The following is a 23,336-nucleotide window of genomic DNA, read 5'->3' as shown; positions in this document are numbered from 1 at the left end:
ACACCTCCACCCTCTTCTTTCTCCCAAGGACACTTCCATGATCGACGTTTTCATGTTCATCGACGGCGAGCACCGCTCCGCGTCGGGCGGCGCGACCTTCGAGCGCCGCAACCCGCTGGACGGCGGCGTGGCCACGCGTGCGCCCTCTTGCACGCCGGCCGATGCGGTGGCGGCTGTCGACGCGGCGCAGCGCGCCTTCGCAACCTGGTCGCAGACCGGCCCCGGCGAGCGCCGCAGCCTGCTGCTGAAGGCGGCGCACGCGCTGGAGGCGCGCACCGATGCATTCGTCCAGGCCATGGCGCGCGAAACCGGCGCTTCGGCCCAGTGGGCGGGCTTCAACGTCCACCTCGCGGCTGGCCTGCTCACCGAGGCGGCTTCGCTCTCCACGCAAATCAGCGGCGAGGTGATTCCTTCCGATGTGCCCGGCAGCCTGGCCATGGGCGTACGGCAGGCGGCCGGCGTGGTGCTGGGCATCGCGCCGTGGAACGCGCCGGTAATCCTCGCCACGCGGGCCGTCGCAACGCCGCTCGCCTGCGGCAACACGGTGGTGCTGAAGGGTTCCGAGCTGTGCCCCGAAACGCATGCGCTCATCATCGAGGCGCTGAGCGAAGCGGGCCTTCCGAAAGGAGTGGTGAACTTCGTGACCAATGCGCCCGCCGATGCAGGCGCCGTGGTCGAGGCCATGGTGGCGCACCCTGCGGTGCGCCGTGTCAACTTCACCGGCTCGACTCGCGTGGGCCGGCTTATCGCGCAGACCTGCGCCAAATACCTGAAGCCCGCCGTGCTCGAACTCGGCGGCAAGGCCCCGCTGCTGGTTCTGGACGATGCCGACATCGACGCGGCGGTGAACGGCGCGATCTTCGGCGCCTTCGCCAACTCCGGGCAGATCTGCATGTCCACCGAACGGATCGTGGTGGACGACGCCATTGGCGACGAATTTGTCGCCAAGTTCGCGGCAAGGGCGCAGAGCCTGCCGCTCGGCGATCCGCGCGAAGGCCCGGTGGTGCTCGGCTCGGTGGTCGACATGAGCACGGTGACGCGATGCAACGCACTGATCGACGATGCGCTCGCCAAGGGCGCCAGGCTGGTCTGCGGCGGCAAGGCCGACAGCACCCTGATGCCGGCAACGGTGCTCGACCACGTAACGCCGGCAATGGGAATCTACCGCGAGGAATCCTTCGGACCGGTGAAGGCGGTCGTGCGCGTCAATGGCGTGGAAGAAGCGGTGGCGGTGGCAAACGACAACGAGTTCGGCCTCTCGTCCGCCGTGTTCGGCCGCGATGTGGCGCGGGCCTGGAACGTGGCGCGCCGTATCGAAGCCGGCATCTGCCATGTCAATGGACCGACGGTGCACGACGAGGCGCAGATGCCCTTTGGCGGCGTGAAGTCGTCAGGCTATGGGCGGTTCGGCGGCAGGGCGGGTGTCGAAGCTTTTACCGAATTGCGCTGGATGACTGTGCAGACTACGCCGCGGCACTATCCGTTCTGACTTCGGTTGTTCTCGTGGCGCCGCTGTTCAGGGCGGCGCACCCGCCGACGGGGTACCTTACTCCGCGAATGTCCCCCGGCCTGCGGCCTCCTCCTTTATTTCGCTGCGCAAGGCACCCCATCAGCGGGAGCGTTATGAGCGGCGGTCGTTGATCGGCGTTGCACCAGCAGCATGCCCAAGTGCACAGGGCATCGGGTGCTCCGCGCAGCGAAATAAAGGAGGAGGGGCGCAGCCCCGGGGGACATTCGCGGAGGGGAGTACCCGGTGGCCTTTGCACGCGCCTCGGATGAATTACGCCCTCAGCCCCCGGCTAAGCATCCGCCCCGCCCGAGCCAGCACCTTCGCCTCGGCGCCACCGCCGCGATACGCGAGCACCCCATTCACGAACACCCGCTCCACCCCCAGGCTCACGCCGTGCGGCTTGTCGTAGGTGGCAGTGTCGGCAATGGTCTCCGGGTCGAACACCACCACGTCGGCCATCGCACCCACGCGCAGCAACCCGCGGTCGGCGATGCGGAGGTTCCGCGCGGTCATGCCCGTCATCTTGTGCACGGCCTGCTCCAGCGTGAACAGCCGGCGCTGGCGCCAGTAGCGCGCGAACACGCGCGGGAACGCGCCCCACAGACGGGGATGCGGATGGCGATCGTGCGGCAGGCCGTCGCTGCCGATCATGGTGAGCGGATGCGCAATGACACGCTCCACGTCCTCTTCCTGCATCTGGAAGTAGCAGGCACCGCCGGGCTTCAGGCGGAGGCACGCCTCCTGTTCGGTGGTGCCCCACTCACGCGCAATGTCGGAGATCAGGCGGCCGGTCATCTCGGGATGCGGGTCGGACCAGGTCAGCAGCACGTCGATGACGCCGTCGACCAGGTCTTCGCGCAGCACGGTGGAGCCGGCCACGTAGGGGTACACGTCCATCGAAATTTTCTGCCGCTCCGCGAGCGCCTCGATCAGCGGCAGCGTTTCCTTCGTGCGGCCCCAGTTGGCGGGGCCGGCGCACTTGTGGTGCGAAATGACGAGCGGCACGCCGGCGCTGAAGGCCGTGTCGCCCGCTTCATGCAGCGCCTCGATGATCTGCTGCATTTCGCTGCGCAGATGCGTCGCGTAGACGCCGCCATGCCTTGCCACGACGCGTGCGAGCGCCGTCACTTCCTCGGCGGGAGCGGCAAACGCTTCTTCGTAGAACAGACCCGACGACATGCCATGCGCGCCCTCCGCCATGCTGCTGTCGAGCAGCGCCGCCATGCGCGCCAGTTCGTCGCCGCTCGCGGGGCGGTCGAGCGCTTCCATTGCCGCGAAGCGCAAGGTGGTGTGGCCCACCAGCGCAGCGACGTTGAGGGCGGGCTGAGTCGCATCGACAGCCGCGCGGTACTCGGCCATGGTGGCGTGCTTGAACGACTCCGCGCCCAACAGCGTGAGCGGCGGCTTGGATTGCGCGGTACGGTATGGCGCAAGCGAAATGCCGCAGTTGCCTGTCACCACCGTGGTGATGCCCTGCGACACCTTGGGCAGGCAGAGCGGGTCGCGCAGCACGATGGCGTCGTCGTGCGTGTGCGCGTCGATGAAGCCGGGGGCTATCACCTTCTTTCGGCAGTCGACGATCTCGATGTCGGCCAGCGTAAGGCCTTCTGGCAGCCGCTCACGCAGGCCTTCGCCGAGCGCAACGATTCGGTCGCCCTGCAGCAGCACGTCACCCGTCCATGAAGGCCCGCCCGAGCCGTCGACCACGAGGCCGGCTTCGAGCAATATGGCTTTGGCTTCTCCACTCACGATGCGCGGCCTCCGGTGTTGATGCCGCCGCCGTCCCAGCTTTGCAGCGGGTGCGTGGCCGCGTCAATGCCGTGGCGCTGAAAGGCTTCGCGCGCACGCTGCAGGCGCTGTACCGCGGGCTCGCCGCGCCGCTGCGCCACCAGCACCGTGAGAATCTCGATGGCCGTGAGGTGCGTCAGGTAGGCATCGATGCCCACGTGCATCACCGCGTCGTCGGGCACCGAAAGGCCCAGCAGAAAGTCGGCCTTGGCCGCCAGCGCGGTGTCTGGGCGCGTGAGCGCAACCACCTTGGCGCCCTGCCCGCGCGCGATGTCCACCGCGTCGAGCAGCGAAGGCATGCCGCCCACGTGCGAAATGGCGATGACCACGCCGCCCGGCCGCTGCGCCGCACCCGCCACCTGCTGCAGGTGGTAGTCGGCCCAGGCATTGGCCGAAAGGCCGAGCCTGAAGAGTCGCGCCTGCAGGTCATTGGCCATGAACCACGAGGTGGCGCCCGCGCCGTACAAGTCGACATGCGGCGCGGCCGCAATGGCAGCTACCGCTCCCTCGAGCACCTGCATATCGAGCTGCCCACGCACGCCCGAGACCGAAGCCGCCGCGCTGCGCGCGATCTTGCTGACGACTTCGTCGGCCGCGTCCTCGATGTTCACGCGCCGGTGCAGCGGCGAGCCGCCCAGCGCAAGCTCTTGTGCAAGTGCGAGCTTGAACTCGCGCAGCCCGGCAAAGCCCAGGTCGCGGCAAGTGCGCATGATGGTGGGCACCGAGCTGCCCGAGCGCTCGGCCAGCTGCTCGAAGCTCTCCTCGAGCGCGCGGTCGGGGTCTTCGAGGATCAGGTCGAGAATCGCGCGGCGCGTGGCAGGCGCGCTGCTGCGGATCTCGCCGATCTTCTGAAGCAATGAGGGGGTCATCGGCTGGCGTGGCTCAGAAGTGCATGGCGACGGCGTCGCTCACGCGGTAGTTCTCTTCGACCACCGGCATCCAGTGCCATTTGTCGAAGGTGGTGCAGGGGTGCGAAATGCCCAGGCCGACGCGGTCTCCCACCACGGGTGCCTGCGCCTCTTCCGACGCGTCCCAGCGCAGGTAGGCATGCTGGTCGTTCAGCGCGGTGATCTTCCATCCGGCGGGCACGGCCTGCGCCTCGAGCATGCCGCGGGGCGCGCGTGCGATCGGCACCGGCATCGAGAGATCGAAGGAAATGTCGCGCTTGCCCACTGCAAGAATCGCCAGGCCTGGTTCGGGCCGCGACTGCACCGTGGCCCACACCTCCATGGCGGGGCGCAGGCTCTCGCCGCAATCGCAGCCCAGCCGCTCGTCGACCGCGCTCACCATGCGCTTGTAAAAGCCGTGGTCGTGCGTGACATAGCAGCCAGAACGCAGCAGGCCGCGCACAGGCGAACCCAGCGCGGGCTTCAACCGGCCGGCCACCAGGTCGAAGATGGCCGAGCCGCCGGCGGAAACCAGCACTTCGTTGGTTTCGAACAGCTGCTGCGCGTCGCAATGGCGCGCAATGGCTTCCACGCGGTCCATCAGCGTGGTGGCGTACGCCGCGTCGGGTTCGCTGGCGCCGGTGGCGCCCTGCCCTTCGTAGGTTTCGATGCCCACGAGCTTGACCGCGTCGCTCGCGCTCAGCCGCGTGGCAAGCGCCACGGCTTCCTCATGCGTGCGGCAACCGGTGCGCGCGCCTTCGACGCCGATCTCCAGCATCACGTCGAAAGGCACGCTCTCGGGGTGACGCTTCGACCAGTCTTCGATCAGCGCAAGCTGCGCCAGCGAATCGACCAGGAACACCACGCGCAGGTCTGCGTGCGCGTGCAGCAGCAGCTGGATGCCGGCCAGGTCTTCGTCGCTGACCACCTGGTTGGCGATGAGCGTGCGGCGCGCGCCGGCCGCAACGCCCACGGCAAGCTGCGTTACCGTGGCAAAGGTCAGGCCCCAGGCGCCGGCATCGAGCTGGCGCTGAAAGAGCTGCGGCGACATGGTGGTCTTGCCGTGCGGCGCCAGGTCGATGCCCCACTCGCGCACGCGCGACTGCATCCAGGCCAGGTTGTGCTCGAGCGCCTCGCGCTTGAGCACGGCCAGCGGCAGCGGCAGGTCGCCGGCGAGCACGTTCCAGCCCGCGGCGCCAACCTCGCTGCGGCGGCGCGGCGGCTGGGTACGCGGGTAGCCCTTGAAGTTGCTGCCCAGGAGCGGGTCGTTGAAATCGTTGTTGTCGGCGGCGGCGGTGATGTCGGTCATGGTCATGCGGCAATGTTGGAGAGCAGCTCTTTTCGGATGCAGGCGCTGTAGTGTCCAGGAGATATTTCATCGAGCGGCGGCACGGTCTGCGCGCAAGCCTCGATGGCGTGCGGGCAGCGGGTGCGGAACACGCAGCCCGATGGCGGCGAGATGGGGCTGGGAATGTCGCCCTTGAGTGCGATGCGCTCGGTGGCCAGGGTCGGATCTGGCTTCGGGCTCGCGGCCAGCAATGCCTGGGTGTAGGGATGCGAGGGCCGCGCGAACAGCTCGTCTGTAGTGGCCACCTCCATCACCTTGCCCAGGTATAGCACCACCACCCGGTCGCACAGGTATTCGACCACGTCGAGGTCGTGCGAGATGAAAAGCATGGTGAGCCCGAGACGCTCGCGCAGGTCGGCCAGGAGGTTGATGACCTGCGACTGGATCGAGACGTCGAGCGCCGACAGCGGCTCGTCGGCCACGATGAACTCGGGCTCCACCGCAAGCGCGCGCGCCACGCCGATGCGCTGGCGCTGCCCGCCCGAGAACTCGTGCGGAAAGCGGCTTGCATGCTCGGCGCGCAGGCCCACGGTTTCGAGCAGCTCGGCAATGCGCCTGTCGCGCGCGGCGGCGCCCTTGTGCAAACCATGCGTGGACAGCGCCTCTCCGAGGATGGCGCTGATTCGCATCTTCGGATTCAGGCTTGCATACGGATCCTGAAAAATGATCTGCAGCTTGCTGCGCAGCTTGCGCATGCGCTCGCCGGAGAGTGCACCGATGTCGTCGCCGCGGTAGAGCACCTGGCCATCGGTGCGCTCGACCAGCCGCAGCACGGTGCGGCCGATGGTGCTCTTGCCCGAACCCGATTCGCCGACAAGGCCCAGCGTTTCGCCGGGGCGGATGGCGAACGACACGTCGTCGACCGCGCGCACCGGGCGGTCGCTGCTGCCGAAGTATTTTTTGAGGCTGCGGACTTCGATGAGGGGGGCGGCGGTGGTCATTGTGGACTTTCTCCCTCCCCTTCCGGGGAGGGCTGGGGTGGGGGCTCCGTGCGGTGGAGACCGCCACAGCAATGCAACGGCCGCGTGCCCCCACCCCGACCCCCCCCGGAAGGGGAGGGAGCAAGACAGGGGCGGCAGCGGGCGCCTCATGCAACCCTCGCAAGTTGCGCATCCGGCTGCACGCGAATGCAGCGCGCCTGGCGGTCCTGTCGGATATCGATGAGCGGCGGCATCGCCTCCTTGCACCCCGCCAGCGCATGGTCGCAGCGCGGCTCGAAGGCACAGCCGGGCGGCGGCGCGAGCGGACTCGACACCTGGCCGCGAATGGCGAACAGCCGCTTGGGCTTGGGCTGCCCCGGCAGGCGCGCCTTGCCCGGCAAGCAGGCCAGGAGGCCCTGCGTATACGGATGCTCGGGTTGCGCGAACAGCGGCCGCACCGGCGCGCTCTCGACCACGCGGCCTGCATAGAGCACCACCACGTCGTCCGCATGGTGCGCGACCACGCCGAGGTTGTGAGTGATGAAGAGAATGCTCATGCCCGTCTCGGCCTGCAGCCGGCGCATGAGCTCGAGGATCTGCGCCTGGATGGTCACGTCGAGCGCGGTGGTGGGCTCGTCGGCAATCAGCAGCGTCGGGTCGCAGGCCATGGCCAGCGCAATCATCACGCGCTGGCGCATGCCGCCCGACAGCTGGTGCGGGTATTCGTGAATGCGCTGCGCCGCCGCGGGAATTTCCACCAGCTCCAGCATGCGCAACGCATGCGCGAGCGCGGCCTTGCGGTCGAGCCCCTTGTGCAGCCGCACGCTCTCCGCAATCTGCTCGCCAATGGTGAAGACCGGGTTCAGGCTGGTCATCGGCTCCTGGAAGATCATCGACAGCTGGTTGCCGCGCAGGCTGCGCATTTCGCGCTCGCCGATCTGCAGCAGGTCGAGCGACTTGCCTTCGCGCGTGACGAAAGAGGCCGAGCCGCTGACCTGCGCATTCGCGGTTTTTGGCAGAAGGCGCATCAGCGTGAGGCTGGTGACCGACTTGCCCGAGCCCGATTCGCCCACCAGCGCCGTCGTCTTGCCGGGCTGGATCGAAAAGCTCACGTCGGCCACCGAGCGGATGAGGCCGTCTTCGGTGGGAAAGCTGGTGCTCAGGTTGCTGACCCGGAGACGCGGTGTGTTCGTGGGGGTCGTCATCACAGCGTCTTCTTGAGCTTGGGGTCGAGCAGGTCGCGCACGCCGTCACCCAGCAGCTGCAGCGAGAGCGCGGTGAAGATGATGGCGAGCCCCGGAAACAGCACCACCCAGAAGGCCTGGTGCGCGTACTGCTGGCTGCCCGCAACCATGGTGCCCCAGGTGGGAATTTCGGGCGGCACGCCCACCCCTAGAAAGGAGAGCCCCGCCTCGGCCAAGATGGCATACGCAAAGATGAACGACACCTGCACAAGGATCGGCGACATCAGGTTGGGCAAGATGTGCCGCCACAGGATGCGCGAGGTGCGCACGCCCAGCGCGCGCACCGCTTCGACGAACAGCAGCTCACGCACGACCAGCGTCGAGGCCCGCACCACCCGTGCCACGCGCGGTGTGTACACCAGCACCAGCGCCAGCACGGTGTTGATGAGCGAAGGGCCGAGGATGGCGACGAGCGCGATGGCCAGAAGGATGTCAGGGAACGACATCATCGCGTCCACCACGCGCATCAGCGGTGCGTCGAGCCGTCGAAAGAAACCGGCCATGAGGCCCAGCACCGTGCCGGCGACGACGGCGCCAAGCGCGGTGAGCGCCGCTATGGCCAGCGAGTAGCGCGCACCGTGCACGATGCGCGAATACATGTCGCGGCCGAGCTCGTCGGTGCCCAGCAGGTGCTCCGCACTCGGCCCCTTCAGGCGTTGCAGCACGGCCGTGTCGTTGGGATCGATGGAGGCAAACAGCGGCGCGCCGACGGCCATGACCGCGATGACCAGCAGCACCAGCGCGGAGACCATCACGATACGGCGGTGCATCAGCTGGCGGAGCATTCGGGGCATTTGCATTTTTTCTCTCAAACCTTCACGCGCGGATCGACCACCGCATAGAGCAGGTCGATGGAGAAATTGATCAGCACGTAGATCGCCGCAATCACGAGCAGAGCGCCCTGGATCACCGGGTAGTCGCGCCGCAGCACCGCGCTTACCACCAGGTTGCCGACGCCCGGCAGGCCAAACACCGTTTCGGTAATCACGGCGCCGCCGATCATCAGCGCGACCGTAAGGCCGATCACCGTGACGATGGGCACCAGCGCATTGCGCAGCGCATGCTTGAGCACGACCACGCTCTCGCTCAGGCCCTTGGAGCGCGCGGTGCGCACATAGTCTTCGCCGAGCACGTCGAGCATCGAAGCGCGCGTGAAGCGGATGATGAGCGCCGAGTTCAAGAGGCCGAGCACCGTGGCCGGCAATACCAGTGCGTGCAGCCGCTCGGCAAACGGCGCATCGGGCGCGCCATAGCCCGACACCGGAAACCAGCCGAACGACACCGCAAAGATCTGGATCAGCACAATGCCGAGCCAGAAGCTCGGAATGCTGGCGCCGAGCATGGCGATGCCGGTGAAGAGCTGGTCGACCACGCGCCCGCGGAACACCGCGGACACGATGCCGCAGGGCACGCCGATCAGCGCAGCAATGGCTACGGCCAGGAGCGCGAGCAGCGTGGTTGGCTCGGCACGCTCCCACAGCGCCTGCGTGACCGGCCGCTGCAGAAAAATCGAAGTGCCGAGGTTGCCCTGCAGCACCTCGCGCAGCCAGTAGCCGAACTGCACGGGCAGCGGCTTGTCCAGGCCGTATTCCTTCTGCACGCGCGCAATGTCGGCGGCCGTGGCCTGGTCGCCCAGCAGCACCGAGACCGGGTCGCCCGATGCCGCGCGCGTGAGCACGAAGACGAGCACCGCCACGATGGCAAGCACGACCAGCATGCCGGCGGCGCGGGAAGCGATGTAGCGGATCATCGAATGCACCCCGGGCAGGGCAATGCGAAAGCGGACGGCCCCATTACTTGATCCGGGCGTTCCAGAAGAACGGCCAGGTCGCGGGCTGGTAGTTGTCCAGTGCCGGGCTCTTGGCCGAGAGGCCGTTGAACTTGCCGACATTGATGTACGGCACCTCTTCGTACACCACCTGCTGCACCTTGCCCCACAGCGCGCCGCGCTTGGCAGGGTCGCTTTCGACGTTGAAGGCCTGCAGCGCCGCCTTCTTGGCGGGCGTGTCCCACCAGCCGGGTGCACCGTCGCCGAGCTGCGGAGGCGAGAGCATCGGCTCGGGGAACTGGCCCGAATGGGTAACGTAGATGTCCCAGAGCTTGGGGTCGTTGCGGCGCTGCACCAGCGTGGCCCAGTCGACCACGTTGAGGTCGACCTTGAACCCGGCGCGCTTGAGCTGCTCGGCCATCAAGAGCGACATGTTGTAGTGAAAGTCGTACTGGCGGCTGGTGAGCACGCGGATCGGCTCGCCCTTGTAGCCGGCCTTGGCCGCGGCCTCCTTGGCCTTGGGCGCGTTGCGTTCGTTGTACAGCGTGGCGCCGGCCGCCGAATAGAACGGCGAGCCCTTCGGAAAGTGGTTGCCCTCGGCCACGAAGAAGCGCGTGTCGCCGAAGCCGGCCGCGAGCATCTCGCCCTCGCCGAGCGCCGTTTGAATGGCCTGGCGGATGGCCTGGTTGGAGGCAACGCCTTCCTTGGTGTTGAGCACCAGGTACGGAAAGCCGAAAGACGGCGTCATGATCGGCACGGTCTTTCCGCCCGCCTTCTCCAGCCGGGGCAGCGCCTCGACAGGCAGCAGGTCGGCAAAGTCGTACTGGCCGGCCAGGGCGCCTTCGACGCGCGTGCTGGCGTTGGGCACCGGGACGAAGCGCAGTTCTTCAATCGCCGCTTCGCGCTTGCCGCCGTAGCCGTTCGCGGGCTCCTTGCGCGCGGTGTATTTGTCGAAGCGCGTGAGCAGCACGAACTGGTCGGGCCGGCGCTCCTTGAACTTGTAGGGGCCGGTGCCAACGAACTCCTTCAGCGGCGAGGCGATGGAATCCTTGGCCATGATGGCGGCCATGCCGCTCGGCAGCGCGAGCTGCGACAGCAGCGGCGCATACGGCGCCTTCAGCACGATCTCCACGCCCAGCGGGCCCTTGGCCTTGAGGCTCTCGATTTCCTTGCCCACGGCCTTGCCGCGCGGCGACTGGTCCATCCAGCGCTGCAGGCTGGCCACCACGTCGTCGGCCGTGAGTTCGCGGCCGTTGTGCAGCATCACGCCCTTGCGCAGGGTAATGGCGTAGGTCTTGCCGTCGGCAGAGATCTTGGGGCTGCTCTCGGCCAGCATCGGCACGACGTTCCACTTGGCGTCGAAGGTGTAGAGCGTTTCGTACACGTGCTGCATGATGGTTCCGACCAAATCGGCAGTCGACGCCATCGGGTCGAGCGTCTGCGGCTCGGCCACCATGGCCAGCGTGGCAAAGTTGCGCGGCCCCTGGGCCTGCGCCTGCTGTTGGGGCAGCGCGGCGCACAGCAGCGCAAGCAGGGAAGCGCCCAGCAGGCTGCGCTTGGACAGGTGCGGCAGGCGCTGGACAAGACCGGCGTGAGGCATGGGGAACTCCTTCATGGGGCGAGCAGGGTTTGAAAGAAATTTTCTTTTCGGCCCGGACTTTGAAGCAGTATCCATGCCAAATCATCCGTGTTAACCCTCGTTCGAAGGGTTTTCTGAAACTAATTTTCAGATTGGATCGATACTCGCGATCCTCTTTTCTTCTTTCTCACTTCAGGAGTTTTCCCATGCCGCTCGAATACCTCGGCGCCCCGCCCGTCGCCTCGGACCGCCAGGCCCGCCCCTTCTCCCCGGCCGTGCGCGCGGGCGATTTCATCTATGTGTCGGGCCAGGTGCCCGCCAATGCCGAGGGCGAAATCGTGGTGGGCGGCATCGAGGCGCAGACGCGCCAGGTGATGGAAAACCTGAAGAAGGTGCTCGCACTGGCCGGCGCCACGCTCGACGACGTGTGCAAGAGCACCGTGTGGCTGCAGGACGCGCGCGACTTTGGTGCCTTCAACCGCATCTACATGAGCTATTTCGGTGAAAACAAGCCGGCGCGCTCGACCACCGAGGCGCGCCTGATGGTCGACGCCAAGGTCGAGATCGACGTGGTGGCCTACAAGCCCAAGTAAGCGGCGCCAGTCAGCGCTACAGCAGCTCGGTCTTGCGCTGGATGATGCGCGAGACCAGGCCGTAGGCAACCGCTTCTTCGGCCGAGAGCCAGCGGTCGCGCTCGATGTCGGCCAGCACCACGTCGATCGGCTTGCCGGTTTCGCGCGCAATCTCGTGCGCGATGCGGTGTCGGGCCTTGATGATCTCTTGCGCCTGGATGGCGATGTCGGTCGCCTGCCCGCCCGCGCCGCCGCTGGGCTGGTGGATCAGGAAGCGCGTGTTGGGCAGGCACACGCGCCGTTCCTTCGGCGCGGCCAGGTACAGGTGCGTGGCCGCGCTGCCAACCCAGCCGGTGCCGATCATGTTCACCGGCGCGGAAATGAAACGCACGATGTCGTGAATCGCATCGCCCGATTCCAGGTGGCCGCCGGGCGAGCTCACCAGAATGTCGATGGGTTTGTCGGTGCTGTCGGCGTCCAGCGCAATGAGCCTGCGCGTCACGTCGGCGGCCACCGAATCGGTGATGCTGCCGAAGATCAGCAGCGTGCGCGACTTGAAGGCTTTTTCTTCCAGATAGGAGTTGCGCGGCTCTGCAGTGGCAGCGGGCGTGGTGTCGTCGTCGGTTTCCATGATGAAGAAGCACTCCTGTAGTTGAACGGCATCTTGCCGGACAGGCGAACAGTTTCGCGACATTGCATGGGCCGTGGCAAGCGGCACCGAAAAACCCGGCCGGTCAGCCGGCCAGCCGCCCTGCCACCAGCTGCAGCACGCGGTCACAGCGCTTTGCAAGCTCCTGGTCGTGCGTGACCATCACGAAGGCCGTGCGGTGCTTGTGCGCGAGTTCGATCATCAGCGCAAACACGGTGTCGGCGGTGTTGCGGTCGAGGTTGCCCGTGGGCTCGTCGGCCAGCACGCACGCCGGCTGCGTGACCAGTGCGCGCGCAATGGCCACGCGCTGGCGCTCGCCGCCGGAAAGCTCGGCCGGCCGGTGATGCAGTCGGCCGCCAAGGCCCACGCTTTCGAGAATCCGGGTGGCGGCGGCTGCCGCTTGCGCGGGCTCGGTGCGACGGATTTTCAGCGGCATCGCCACGTTGTCGAGCGCGCTGAATTCGGGCAGCAGGTGGTGAAACTGGTAGACGAAACCCAGGTGCTGGTTGCGCAGGCGCCCCTGCTCGGCCGCATCGGCGTGCGCGATGTCCTTGCCGAGCAGCTCGACCTTTCCGGAGGTGGGCGCGTCGAGCCCGCCCATCAGGTGCAGCAGCGTGCTCTTGCCGGAGCCCGAGGCGCCGACGATGGCCAGCGTTTCGCCGGCGCGCACGTCCAGGTCGACGCCGTGCAGCACGGTGAGGTCGATGCGCCCCTCGTGAAAGCGCTTGGTGAGGCCGCGGGCCTTCAGGACGACGCCATCATTGGCGCCGGGCCGCCCCAAGCCATTGGCGGCCGCCTCAGGGGGCAGAGAGGACACGTCAGTGCCGAGCGTGGGGGTCCGTTCACTCATAGCGCAGGGCCTCGGCGGGGTTGACGCGGCTCGCGCGCCAGCTCGGATACAGCGTGGCCAGGAAGGCCAGGACAAGGGAAATGATTGCAATCGGCATGATGTCGCTGCGCTGCGGATCGCTCGGCATCTTGCTGATCAGGTAGATGTCCTTGGGCAGGAAGCTCGCATGAAAAAGCTGCTCGAGCGCGGGCACGATCACGTCGATGTTGTAGGCAATGCCCAGCCCCAGCAGCAGCCCGGCCACGGTGCCGATCACGCCGACCATGGCGCCCTGCACCACGAAGATGCCCATGATGCTGCGCGGCGAGCTGCCCAGCGTGCGCAAGATGGCAATGTCCGCCCGCTTGTCGGTCACGGTCATTACCAGCGTGGAAACCAGGTTGAAGGCCGCCACCGCCACGATGAGCGTGAGGATGATGAACATCATGCGCTTCTCGACCTGCACGGCCGCAAACCATGTCTTGTTCTGGCGCGTCCAGTCGCGAATGAGAAACTGCCCCGGCAGCGTCACAGCCATCTGGTCGGCCACGTCGCGTGCCTCGTTCAGGTCCTTGAGCTTGATGCGTATGCCGGTGGGCCCGTCGAGCCGGAACACGCGCTGGGCATCTTCCGCGTGAATCATGGCCAGCGCCGAGTCGTATTCGTAGTGGCCCGAATCGAAGGTGCCCACCACGGTGAACTGCTTGAGCCGCGGCACCACGCCCGCCGGCGTGACCTGACCGCCGGGTGCCACCAGCGTGACCTGGTCGCCGGGCTGCACGAAGAGCGACCGCGCCAGCTCGCCGCCGAGCACGATGCCGAATTCACCCGGCACCAGCTTGTCGAGCGTGCCCTTTTGCGCGGTGGTGGCAATGTCGGTGACCTCGGGTTCGAGCTTGGGCACGATGCCGCGCACCAGCGTGCCCTTCATGTCCTCGCCGCGCGCGATGAGCGCCTGCGTGGCAATGAAGGGAGCCGCGCCGACCACCTCGAGGTTCTTGCGCGCGGCAGCCATGATGGCGTCGATGTCGGGCAGGGCCTGGCCGTCGCGCGAAAGGATTTCGATGTGCGACACCACGCCGAGCATGCGGTCGCGCACTTCCTTCTGGAAGCCGTTCATCACGCTGAGCACGATGATCAGCGCCGCCACCCCCAACGCGATGCCGAGCATCGACACGCCCGAGATGAAAGAGATGAAGCCGTTGCGCCGTGTCGCCCGGCCTGCGCGCGTGTAGCGCCAGCCGAGCTGCAGTTCATAAGGAAGTCGCATATTTTCAGTTGTTTGACGCGCTTCCGGCGCCAAGGGCGCTTCGGGGCGTTGCATCCCCGGGATTGTGGCATTCCCGGACAATAGGGGAATGGCCGAACCTCTCCCACGTCATCTGTTGATTCCCTTTGCCGGCCGCGGTTCCCCTGCATGCCGCGCGGCCCTGCCATCGCTTTGGCTGCCCAACCTCGAGTCCCTGCTCTTCCGGCTCTCGCTGGTGGAGACCGATACGCAAGACGAAAGCACGCGCTCACCGCCCCATGAACGGGCGCTGGCCGCGGCGCTGGGCATTTCCGCAGCCGACGGCTGCATTCCCTGGGCCGCGCTCGAAGCCAGGCAAATCGGCGTTGCCGAGCCCGGCGACCGCGAAGGCTGGGGTGTGGTGTCGCTGTGCAACTGGCAGGTGGGCATCGACGACGTGGTGCTGGGCGACCCGGCCGCCATCGAGATCGACGCCACCGAGTCGGCCGCGCTGCTGGCTGCCGCACATCCTTTCTTCGAGGAAGACGGCATTGCGCTGCACCCCTCTTCCACCCCCGGCCGCTGGCTGGCGCGCGCGCGAATCTTCGACGGCCTGGCAACGGCATCGATCGACCGTGCGGTGGGCCACCCGATTTCGCAGTGGTCGCCGCTGGCCGAAGCCGCACGGCCGCTGCGCCGCCTCCAGAATGAAATGCAGATGCTGCTCTACACCCAGCGCGTGAACGACGACCGCGCCGCCCGCGGCGTGCCGCCGATCAACTCTTTCTGGCTCAGCGGCACTGGCGCGCTGCAGGCGGACACGCTTTCGCCCGCCGCGCCCGCGCCCACCGTGAGCGACGCGCTGCGCGTGGCCGCATTGCGCGACGACGGGCCCGGCTGGGCACAGGCCTGGCAAGCACTGGATGCGGGTGCCATCGCCAGCCTGCTGGCCGACTACACCGCCGGCGCCGACATCGCGCTCACGCTGTGCGGCGACCGTGCGGCGCAGCGCTATGCATTGCAGCAGCGCGGCCTGGTGGGTTGGGCCAAGAGCCTGTTCGACCGGCCGCGCGCCGCCAACGTGCTCGAGGGCCTATGAAAATCATCGCCAGGGAAATTCCGCCCCGCACCGTCTGGGCGCTGGAGCAGGCCGGCGTGCACCCCTTGCTGGCCCGCCTTTTTGCAGCGCGCGGCGTGCTGGCCAAGGACGAGCTCGACGACGGCCTGGCGCGCCTGCTGCCGCCCGACACGCTGCACGGTACGCGCGAGGCCGCGGTGCTGCTCGCCGACGCCATGGCGCAGGACAAGCGCCTGTGCATCGTGGCCGACTACGACTGCGACGGCGCCACGGCCTGCGCCGTCGCGGTGCGAGGCCTGCGCCTGCTTGGCGCAAGGAACGTGAGCTACCTGGTGCCCGATCGCGTGGTCGACGGCTATGGCCTCACGCCGCCCATTGCCGAGCGCGTGGCGAACAGCGGCGCCGACATGCTGATTACCGTGGACAACGGCATTGCCAGCGTTGAAGGCGTGGCCGCTGCCAAGGCGCGCGGCCTGCAGGTGCTGGTGACCGACCACCACCTGCCCGGCCCGGAATTGCCCGCTGCCGATGTGCTGGTGAACCCCAACCAGCCGTGCTGCGGCTTCGAGAGCAAGAGCATTGCCGGCGTGGGCGTGATGTTCTATGTGCTGCTGGCGCTGCGCTCCGAATTGCGCACGCGCGGCATCTTCACGGCGGCCACGCAGCCCAAGCTCGACGTGCTGCTTCCGCTGGTGGCGCTGGGCACGGTGGCCGACGTGGTGAAGCTCGACGCCAACAACCGCCGCCTCGTTGCACAGGGCCTTCGGCGCATTCGCGCCGGCGCGCTGCCGGCGGGCATTGCAGCGCTGTTCAAGGCCGCCGGGCGCAACGCCGCAGTGGCCACCACTTTCGATTTCGGCTTTGCGCTCGGCCCCCGCATCAATGCGGCCGGCCGGCTCGCCGACATGACGCTGGGCATCGAATGCCTGCTGACCGACGACACGGGCCGCGCCGACGAACTCGCGCGCATGCTCGACGGCATCAACCGCGAGCGGCGCGACATCGAGGGCGGCATGCGCGACCAGGCGCTGATGCTGGCCGAGTCGCTGTTCGGCCCCGATGCCAAGGGCGGCGAAGCGCCGCCGGCCGCCATCAGCGTGTTCGACGCCGAATTTCACGAGGGTGTGGTCGGCATCGTGGCCTCGCGCCTGAAAGACCGCTTCCATCGCCCGACCTTCGTTTTTGCCGCGAGCGGCGCACCGGGCAAGGAGCATGAGCTCAAGGGCTCGGGCCGGTCGATTCCGGGCTTTCACCTGCGGGATGCGCTCGACCTGGTGGCCAAGCGGCATCCGGGCGTGCTGCTGCGCTTCGGCGGCCATGCAATGGCGGCGGGCTGCACCGTGGCGCGCGAGAAGTTCGAGGTGTTCGAGCGCGCCCTGGCCGAGGTGGCGCACGAGTGGCTCGACGCAGCCACGCTAACCCGGCGCCTCGACACCGACGGCCCGCTGGAACGCGAGTACATGCGCATCGACCTCGTCGACACGCTGCACCGCGAGGTCTGGGGCCAGGGCTTTGCGCCGCCCACCTTCAGCGAGGAAGTGGAGGTGGTGTCGCAACGCCTCGTGGGCGAAAAGCACCTGGCGCTCAAGCTGCGGCACCAGGGCCACCCGGTCGACGGCATCTGGTTCGGCCATACCGACCCGCTGCCCGCGCGCGTGAAGCTCGCCTTCAGGCTCGATGCCGATGAGTGGCAGGGGGTGCGCCGCGTGCGCTTCCTGGTCGAAGGAGCAGAGATCTAACGCGCCCTTCAGCTCGCGCGACACGGCGGGCATGCGGTCGGGACGGATTCCTACGCGGACCGGGCCGGAGCGTTCTACGGTGGTCATTTGCATGAGGAGCCCAGGCACCATGAAATCGACCACTGCATCACCTCCCAAATCCACCAAGTCATCCAAGTCAGCGGGACCAGCCGAGACGGCAGCCAAGCATCGGGAAGTCCAGCGTGCGCAAGATGAAAAGGACAGCGCGAAACCCGCCGCCAAGAAGTCCAGCCAGCCCGCACAGGCAGGCTCTCGCCCACAGCCGGCCAACCCCATGCCGGCACAGCACCTGAGCAAGCCCGGCCAAGAAGCGGACATGGCGCTGCGCCCCCGCTTCGAGGCGCCGGACTACCAGGGCAGCGGCAAGCTAGAGGGCATGACGGCACTGATCACCGGCGGCGACTCGGGCATTGGACGCGCCGTGGCGCTGCTCTATGCGCGCGAAGGCGCCGACGTGGCGATCGTGCATCTCGACGAAGACGATGACGCGGACGAAACCCGGCGGCACGTGGAGGACGAAGGCGCGCGCTGCATCGTGATCAAGGGCGACGTCTGCGATCCGGCGTTCTGCCGCGAAGCGGTCGACAAGACCATCGAAGCCTTCGGCAAGCTCGACATCCTGGTGAACAACGCGGCCTTCCAGCTGCATGCGGCGTCGATCGAGGACATTACCGATGAGCGCTTCGACCTGACGCTCAGGACCAACGTGTTCGGCTATTTCCAGATGGCGCGCGCCGCGGTACCGCACCTGGGCCAGGGCTCGTCGATCATCAACACCGGCTCGGTCACCGGCCTGGAGGGAAGCGCACACCTGCTCGACTACTCGACCACCAAGGGTGCCATCCACGCCTTCACCAAGTCGCTGGCGAGCAACCTGCTGCCGAAGGGCATTCGCGTGAATGCGGTAGCGCCCGGCCCGGTGTGGACGCCCTTGAACCCGGCGGACAGCCCCCCTGAAAAGGTAAAAGACTTCGGCAAGAACACCGACATGCAAAGGCCGGCACAGCCCGAGGAGCTCTCCCCCGCGTATGTGTTCCTGGCCGCGCCGAGTTGCGCCAGCTACATCACCGGCATCGTGCTGCCGATCACGGGCAGTGTGGGCGCGGTTTGAACTGCCGAGACGACGTAGCACGGTTTCGATGCAAGCCGTCCTGAGGAATGTGCTGACTACACTGTGCACCGGCTTGCGTTGTGCATGCGTGTTCACATGTTCCAAGGTTCCAATGAAAGTCTCCGTCTCCGCTCTTCTGGTGGCCGCCGCGCTTGCCGCGTCTGCCCTGCCCGCCGTCGCACAGGTTTCCGTCAACATCAACCTGCCCCTGGTCCAGGTGGCGCCTCCCGCGCCTCGCTATGAGCCCATGCCGGGCCCCAGGGCCCGCCAGGTGTGGGTGCCAGGGCACTGGCAATGGAACCAGCGCGCCTATGTCTGGCGCGCCGGCTTCTGGCAGGCTGCACGGCCGGACTACGCATATGCGCCCGGCCGCTGGGTTCAGGCGGACGGCGGATGGCGGTGGAAGGAAGGCAACTGGCGCCGGGCGGAGAGGCCTCGCCACGCCGACCATGGCGACGACCACGGCGGCGGCAGGCACCAGCACTGCCCACCGGGGCAAGCCAAGAAAGGTCGTTGCTGATCTCTGTCAGCCGCCGGAAATGAAAAAAGGGGCGAGAAATCGCCCCTTTTTTTGCTTGCCGGCCGAGGCGAATGCCTTTCCGGGATCTTCGATATGGTGCCGCTTGTCGGAATCGAACTGACGACCTTCCGCTTACAAGGCGGGTGCTCTACCAACTGAGCTAAAGCGGCACGAATCCTGGGATTTTAGCGGTGCGAAACGCGCCTACTTCACGCGCTTGAGCGAGGGGCGGCTGCCGCCACCGGCCGGAGGGCGCGGCGGCTCGTCGTGCGGATCGGTGGAGGAGCCGGAATCGTCACCGACATCGACCATTTCATCCGCGTCTTCCCCCGTAACCAGGTGCACGATCTTGCCGGCATCGCCTTCGGTGCCGCGCGAGGCATCGCGCAGCGGCATGCGCGCAGGCCCCTGTGGCGAAGGCGCTCCGGCAGAAGCACCGCCCTCGGCGCCGCTGCCCGCAGGCACGGGAGCCGGAAAGGCCATGCCCTGCCCGTTCTCGCGCGCATAGATCGCGATCACCCGGCCCACGGGCACGATGATTTCACGCGCGCTGCCGGCAAAACGGGCCTTGAACTCGATGAAGTCGTTGCCGAGCTTGAGCGAGCTGGTCGCGTCGAAGCTGATGTTCAGCACGATCTCGCCGTTCTTCACGTACTCGCGCGGCACTTGGACGGTGTCGTCGACCTGCACCGCGACATAGGGCGTGAACCCGTTGTCGGTGCACCATTCGTACAGCGCCCGAATGAGGTACGGGCGGGTGGAGGACGACTCGAGCGCGTTGATCATGAATTTTCTACCGTGCAATCTCTGGCTTCGACTCTTCGCAGAACACCGCGGAACCGGCTTTGCCGGGCCGCCGGTGTTGCCCCCGGCGAGGGGGTTGGAGAAGCGACACGAAGTGCGCGAAGCCTGGGGGAGAGCCTAGTTATTTGCGCATGACCTTTTCGGACGGGGTGAGCGCTTCGATATAGGCCGGGCGCGAGAAGATGCGCTCAGCGTACTTCAGAAGCGGCGCCGCGTTCTTGCTGAGGTCAATGCCGTAGTAGTCGAGGCGCCAGAGCAGCGGCGCAATGGCCACGTCGAGCATAGAGAAGTTGTCGCCCAGCATGTACTTGTTCTTGAGGAACACGGGTGCGAGCTGGGTGAGCCGGTCGCGGATGTGCGAGCGCGCCTTTTCGAGCGCCTTCTCGTTGCCCTTGGCGGTGCGGTTCTCGAGCGTGGCCACGTGCACGAAGAGCTCCTTCTCGAAGTTGAGCAGGAACAGGCGCACGCGAGCGCGGTCGACCGGGTCGCCCGGCATCAGTTGGGGATGCGGAAAGCGCTCGTCGATGTACTCGTTGATGATGTTCGATTCGTACAGGATCAGGTCGCGCTCGACCAGGATCGGCACCTGGCCGTACGGATTCATCACGCTGATGTCTTCGGGCTTGTTGTAGAGGTCGACGTCGCGGATTTCGAAATCCATGCCCTTTTCGAACAACACGAACCGGCAGCGGTGGGAAAAGGGGCAGGTCGTTCCTGAATACAAGACCATCATGGCGAGAGACTCCTAAAAATCAAAAAGAGTGGGTCGCGTTGGCAACCCACTCTGTGGGACCGGACGCACGGGGCGCCCGGTCGGCGTGGACGGAACTACTTGACGTCTTTCCAGTACGAGGCGTTCAGTCGCCACACGAAAACCAACGACAGCGCCAGGAACAGCAGCACCCACACGCCGATGCGGATGCGCGTGTTCTGTGCCGGTTCGGCCATCCATTGCAGGTAGTTAACCAGGTCACCCACGGCATTGTCGAACTGCAGCGGCGTCATGGTGCCGGGGGTGACTTGCTCCCAGCCCTTGAACACTTCGGTTGCGTGGCCGTGCTGCTCGACCTTGGTGTAGACCGGACGGCGCTCGCCTTGCAGCTCCCACAGCGGGTTGGGCATGGCAACGCTCGGGAACACCAGGTTGTTCCAGCCGGTGGCCTTGGTGTCGTCGCGGTAGTAGGTGCGCAGGTAGGTGTACAGGTAGTCGGCACCGGTGCCGCCGTGGCCGGCGCGCGAGCGCGCGACCAGGGTCAGGTCGGGCGGCGTGGTGCCGAACCAGTCCTTGGCCTGGCGTGCGTCGATGTTGGCCTTCATGGTCTCGCCGACCTTGTCGGTCGAGAACAGCAGGTTGTCCTTGATCTGCTGCTCGGAAATGCCGATGTCCTGCAGGCGGTTGTAGCGCATGAAGGCCGCGGAGTGGCAGTTCAGGCAGTAGTTGACGAACAGCTTGGCGCCGTTTTGAAGGGAGGCGACGTCGGTGGTCTTGTTGGGCGCCTTGTCCCACGCGATACCGCCGGATTCGGCCGACGCGGCTGCGGAAAAGGTCAGGCCCAGTGCCAGACCCACAACCGCGAGCCAGCCAGAAATGCTTTTCTTCATCGTGTTTCTCTCGAGCTCTCTTGGGCTTCTCAATGGGCGGCGAAGGTCACGCGTTCGGGCACGGGCTTGAACTCGCCCTTGCTGCTCCACCAGGGCATGAGCAGGAAGAAACCGAAGTAGAAAAGCGTGCCGATCTGCGAGATGGTCTGCGCGATGTCGAGCGCGAACGAACCGATGACCAGGTTGCCCCAGACGCCGGGCGCCTGGATGCCCAGGTAGCCCAGGATCAGGAAGAAGAACACGAAGACGCCGTAGACATACTTGTGCCAGCCCGGACGATAGCGGATCGACTTGACTTCGCTGTGGTCCAGCCAGGGCAGGAAGAACAGGATGATGACCGAACCGCCCATCACGACCACGCCCCAGAACTTGGCATCGAACGCCTTGAGCAGGAAGATCGCCACGGCCGCCACCACGACGACCGCGATTTTCAGCGCGGTGCCCGACTTGCCCTTGATGAAGTTCAGGATGGCGGCCAAGCCGATGATCAACGCGAACACGTTGACCATGTCGTCGGTGGTTGCACGCAGCATCGAATAGAACGGCGTGAAGTACCAGACCGGCGCAATGTGGTTGGGCGTCTTGAGCGAGTCGGCCGGAATGAAGTTGTTGTACTCGAGGAAGTACCCACCGGCTTCAGGCGCGAAGAAGATCACGGCCGAGAAGATCGTGAGGAACACCACCACGCCGAAGATGTCGTGCACCGTGTAGTACGGATGCGACGGGATACCGTCGAGCGGATGGCCGTCAGGGCCGCGGTTGGCCTTGATCTCGATGCCGTCGGGATTGTTGGAACCCACTTCGTGCAGCGCGATCAGGTGGGCGACCACGAGGCCGAGCAGCACCAGCGGCACGGCAATCACGTGGAAGCTGAAGAAGCGGTTGAGCGTGGCGTCGCTCACCACGTAGTCGCCGCGGATCAGCAGCGCCAGGTCAGGGCCGATGAACGGAATGGCGGCGAACAGGTTCACGATCACCTGGGCGCCCCAGTAGCTCATCTGGCCCCACGGCAGCAGGTAGCCCATGAAGGCTTCGGCCATCAGGCACAGGAAGATCGCGCAGCCGAACACCCAGATCAGCTCGCGCGGCTTGCGGTAGCTGCCGTACATGAGGCCGCGGAACATGTGCAGGTACACCACGATGAAGAACGCCGAGGCGCCCGTCGAGTGGATGTAGCGGATGAGCCAGCCCCAGGGCACGTCGCGCATGATGTACTCGACCGATGCGAACGCCTGGTTCGCGTCGGGCTTGTAGTGCATCACCAGGAAGATGCCGGTCACGATCTGGATCACGAGGACCAGCATCGCGAGCGAGCCGAAGATGTACCAGAAGTTGAAGTTCTTCGGCGCGTAGTACTTGCCCCACTGGTCGTTCCAGAGCTTGGTCAGCGGGAAGCGGTTGTCTACCCAGTTGAGCAGCTTCTCGCCGGCGGGCGCGTTGGGGGAAATTTCGTGGAATTCAGCCATGTTCTTCTTCTGCCTCAGGCCTTCTTGTCTTCGCCGATGAGCAACTTGGTGTCCGACACGTACATGTGCGGGGGCACCGGCAGGTTGTCAGGCGCGGGCTTGTTCTTGAAGACGCGGCCGGCCAGGTCGAAGGTGGAGCCATGGCAAGGGCACAGGAAACCGCCTTCCCAGTCGTTCGGCAGCGAAGGCTGCGGACCGGCCTGGAGCCGGTCGACCGGCGAACAGCCGAGGTGGGTGCAGATACCCACGACCACCAGCACGTCGGGCTTGATGGAGCGGTGCTGGTTTTGTGCGTATTCGGGGGTGAACTCGTCGGGGTGCCGCTTGGAGAGCGGATCGGCCAGCTGGCCGTCGAGCTTGGCGAGCTCGGCCACCTGCTCGGGCGAGCGCTTGAGGATCCAGACGGGCTTGCCGCGCCATTCGACGGTGATCTTCTCGCCGACCTTGAGGCCCGCGATGTCCACCTCGACCGCAGCGCCCGCGGCCTTGGCCTTTTCGGAAGGCTGGAAAGTACTTACGAAGGGAATCGCGGTGGCCACGCCTCCCGCTACGCCGGCACAGCTGGATGCGATTAACCACGTCCGCTTGCTTGTGTCGATCCGGGGGGAACCGGAGGTCATGTCACTCATGGGGATCCTCTAAGTCTTCTTCGCTGGAGCAGGGTCAACCGGCG

General features: G+C 66.5%; 22 protein-coding genes and 1 tRNA gene. 6 read left to right on the top strand and 17 right to left on the bottom strand.

Annotated features, from left to right (window positions below; all coding sequences use genetic code 11):
* Window positions 1–37 precede the first annotated feature (37 nt).
* On the top strand, window positions 38–1,489 hold the full coding sequence (locus GOQ09_RS06185) for an aldehyde dehydrogenase (protein ID WP_157612604.1): 1,452 nt from the start codon (window positions 38–40) through the stop codon (window positions 1,487–1,489).
* Between the two features lie 291 nt (window positions 1,490–1,780).
* Here the strand turns inward: GOQ09_RS06185 and GOQ09_RS06180 are convergent, their stop codons facing one another.
* The 8 genes from GOQ09_RS06180 to GOQ09_RS06145 form a co-directional block, all read right to left on the bottom strand.
* Window positions 1,781–3,259 carry an N-acyl-D-amino-acid deacylase family protein gene (locus GOQ09_RS06180; protein WP_157612602.1) on the bottom strand — a complete coding sequence of 493 codons (1,479 nt, stop codon included), beginning with the start codon at window positions 3,257–3,259 and terminating at the stop codon, window positions 1,781–1,783.
* Entirely contained in the window at window positions 3,256–4,167 is a 912-nt protein-coding gene (locus GOQ09_RS06175) for a MurR/RpiR family transcriptional regulator (RefSeq protein WP_126745587.1), read from the bottom strand. Before GOQ09_RS06175 ends, GOQ09_RS06180 begins: the two co-directional genes overlap by 4 nt.
* A gap of 13 nt (window positions 4,168–4,180) precedes the next feature.
* Window positions 4,181–5,500 carry an amino acid deaminase gene (locus GOQ09_RS06170; RefSeq protein ID WP_157612600.1) on the bottom strand — a complete coding sequence of 440 codons (1,320 nt, stop codon included), beginning with the start codon at window positions 5,498–5,500 and terminating at the stop codon, window positions 4,181–4,183.
* Window positions 5,497–6,474 (bottom strand): ABC transporter ATP-binding protein, encoded by a 978-nt coding sequence (locus GOQ09_RS06165; RefSeq protein WP_157612598.1) that lies wholly within the window; start codon window positions 6,472–6,474, stop codon window positions 5,497–5,499. The genes GOQ09_RS06170 and GOQ09_RS06165 overlap by 4 nt, the downstream gene beginning before the upstream one ends.
* 146 nt (window positions 6,475–6,620) lie before the next feature.
* On the bottom strand, window positions 6,621–7,658 hold the full coding sequence (locus GOQ09_RS06160) for an ABC transporter ATP-binding protein (RefSeq protein WP_157612596.1): 1,038 nt from the start codon (window positions 7,656–7,658) through the stop codon (window positions 6,621–6,623).
* On the bottom strand, window positions 7,658–8,497 hold the full coding sequence (locus GOQ09_RS06155; RefSeq protein ID WP_157612594.1) for an ABC transporter permease: 840 nt from the start codon (window positions 8,495–8,497) through the stop codon (window positions 7,658–7,660). The genes GOQ09_RS06160 and GOQ09_RS06155 overlap by 1 nt, the downstream gene beginning before the upstream one ends.
* A gap of 8 nt (window positions 8,498–8,505) precedes the next feature.
* Window positions 8,506–9,447: an ABC transporter permease gene (locus tag GOQ09_RS06150; RefSeq protein ID WP_157612592.1), complete on the bottom strand. Its 942-nt coding sequence runs from the start codon at window positions 9,445–9,447 to the stop codon at window positions 8,506–8,508.
* A gap of 43 nt (window positions 9,448–9,490) precedes the next feature.
* Entirely contained in the window at window positions 9,491–11,065 is a 1,575-nt protein-coding gene (locus tag GOQ09_RS06145) for an ABC transporter substrate-binding protein (RefSeq protein WP_126745581.1), read from the bottom strand.
* Between the two features lie 185 nt (window positions 11,066–11,250).
* Between GOQ09_RS06145 and GOQ09_RS06140 the strand changes: the two genes are divergently transcribed.
* Window positions 11,251–11,637: a RidA family protein gene (locus GOQ09_RS06140; protein ID WP_055803740.1), complete on the top strand. Its 387-nt coding sequence runs from the start codon at window positions 11,251–11,253 to the stop codon at window positions 11,635–11,637.
* 16 nt (window positions 11,638–11,653) lie between these two features.
* Here the strand turns inward: GOQ09_RS06140 and GOQ09_RS06135 are convergent, their stop codons facing one another.
* From GOQ09_RS06135 to GOQ09_RS06125, 3 genes are all read right to left on the bottom strand, one after another.
* Entirely contained in the window at window positions 11,654–12,247 is a 594-nt protein-coding gene (locus GOQ09_RS06135) for an ATP-dependent Clp protease proteolytic subunit (RefSeq protein WP_157612590.1), read from the bottom strand.
* A 103-nt stretch (window positions 12,248–12,350) separates the two neighbouring features.
* On the bottom strand, window positions 12,351–13,115 hold the full coding sequence (lolD, locus tag GOQ09_RS06130) for a lipoprotein-releasing ABC transporter ATP-binding protein LolD (RefSeq protein ID WP_242631018.1): 765 nt from the start codon (window positions 13,113–13,115) through the stop codon (window positions 12,351–12,353).
* Complete coding sequence (locus tag GOQ09_RS06125) at window positions 13,108–14,364, bottom strand: lipoprotein-releasing ABC transporter permease subunit (RefSeq protein ID WP_157612588.1); 1,257 nt, start codon at window positions 14,362–14,364, stop codon at window positions 13,108–13,110. The genes lolD and GOQ09_RS06125 overlap by 8 nt, the downstream gene beginning before the upstream one ends.
* 88 nt (window positions 14,365–14,452) lie before the next feature.
* Between GOQ09_RS06125 and GOQ09_RS06120 the strand changes: the two genes are divergently transcribed.
* From GOQ09_RS06120 to GOQ09_RS06105, 4 genes are all read left to right on the top strand, one after another.
* Window positions 14,453–15,421: a hypothetical protein gene (locus GOQ09_RS06120; protein ID WP_157612586.1), complete on the top strand. Its 969-nt coding sequence runs from the start codon at window positions 14,453–14,455 to the stop codon at window positions 15,419–15,421.
* Window positions 15,418–17,139 (top strand): single-stranded-DNA-specific exonuclease RecJ, encoded by a 1,722-nt coding sequence (gene recJ / locus GOQ09_RS06115; protein WP_157612584.1) that lies wholly within the window; start codon window positions 15,418–15,420, stop codon window positions 17,137–17,139. The genes GOQ09_RS06120 and recJ overlap by 4 nt, the downstream gene beginning before the upstream one ends.
* 109 nt (window positions 17,140–17,248) lie before the next feature.
* Window positions 17,249–18,271 (top strand): SDR family oxidoreductase, encoded by a 1,023-nt coding sequence (locus GOQ09_RS06110; RefSeq protein WP_157612582.1) that lies wholly within the window; start codon window positions 17,249–17,251, stop codon window positions 18,269–18,271.
* 112 nt (window positions 18,272–18,383) lie between these two features.
* Entirely contained in the window at window positions 18,384–18,791 is a 408-nt protein-coding gene (locus GOQ09_RS06105; RefSeq protein WP_157612580.1) for a YXWGXW repeat-containing protein, read from the top strand.
* A 94-nt stretch (window positions 18,792–18,885) separates the two neighbouring features.
* Here the strand turns inward: GOQ09_RS06105 and GOQ09_RS06100 are convergent.
* The 6 genes from GOQ09_RS06100 to petA all read right to left on the bottom strand — a co-directional run bounded on the left by GOQ09_RS06100 (window position 18,886) and on the right by petA (window position 23,292).
* Window positions 18,886–18,961: transfer RNA gene (locus tag GOQ09_RS06100), tRNA-Thr, on the bottom strand.
* Window positions 18,962–18,995: 34 nt separating this feature from the next.
* Window positions 18,996–19,577 (bottom strand): ClpXP protease specificity-enhancing factor, encoded by a 582-nt coding sequence (locus GOQ09_RS06095; RefSeq protein ID WP_157612578.1) that lies wholly within the window; start codon window positions 19,575–19,577, stop codon window positions 18,996–18,998.
* A 139-nt stretch (window positions 19,578–19,716) separates the two neighbouring features.
* Window positions 19,717–20,328, bottom strand: a complete 612-nt coding sequence (locus tag GOQ09_RS06090; RefSeq protein ID WP_062473683.1) for a glutathione S-transferase N-terminal domain-containing protein — start codon at window positions 20,326–20,328, stop codon at window positions 19,717–19,719.
* Window positions 20,329–20,423: 95 nt separating this feature from the next.
* The gene (locus GOQ09_RS06085; RefSeq protein ID WP_157612576.1) at window positions 20,424–21,197 is read right to left on the bottom strand and encodes a cytochrome c1; all 774 of its coding nucleotides are present in this window, start codon (window positions 21,195–21,197) and stop codon (window positions 20,424–20,426) included.
* Between the two features lie 29 nt (window positions 21,198–21,226).
* The gene (locus GOQ09_RS06080; protein ID WP_157612574.1) at window positions 21,227–22,663 is read right to left on the bottom strand and encodes a cytochrome b; all 1,437 of its coding nucleotides are present in this window, start codon (window positions 22,661–22,663) and stop codon (window positions 21,227–21,229) included.
* Window positions 22,664–22,677: 14 nt separating this feature from the next.
* Window positions 22,678–23,292: a ubiquinol-cytochrome c reductase iron-sulfur subunit gene (gene petA / locus GOQ09_RS06075; RefSeq protein WP_126745569.1), complete on the bottom strand. Its 615-nt coding sequence runs from the start codon at window positions 23,290–23,292 to the stop codon at window positions 22,678–22,680.
* Between the last annotated feature and the right edge of the window lie 44 nt (window positions 23,293–23,336).

Source organism: Variovorax paradoxus (genome assembly GCF_009755665.1).
GTDB classification, from domain to species: Bacteria; Pseudomonadota; Gammaproteobacteria; order Burkholderiales; family Burkholderiaceae_C; genus Variovorax; species Variovorax paradoxus_G.
This window is presented reverse-complemented; position numbering and strand designations above follow the sequence as displayed.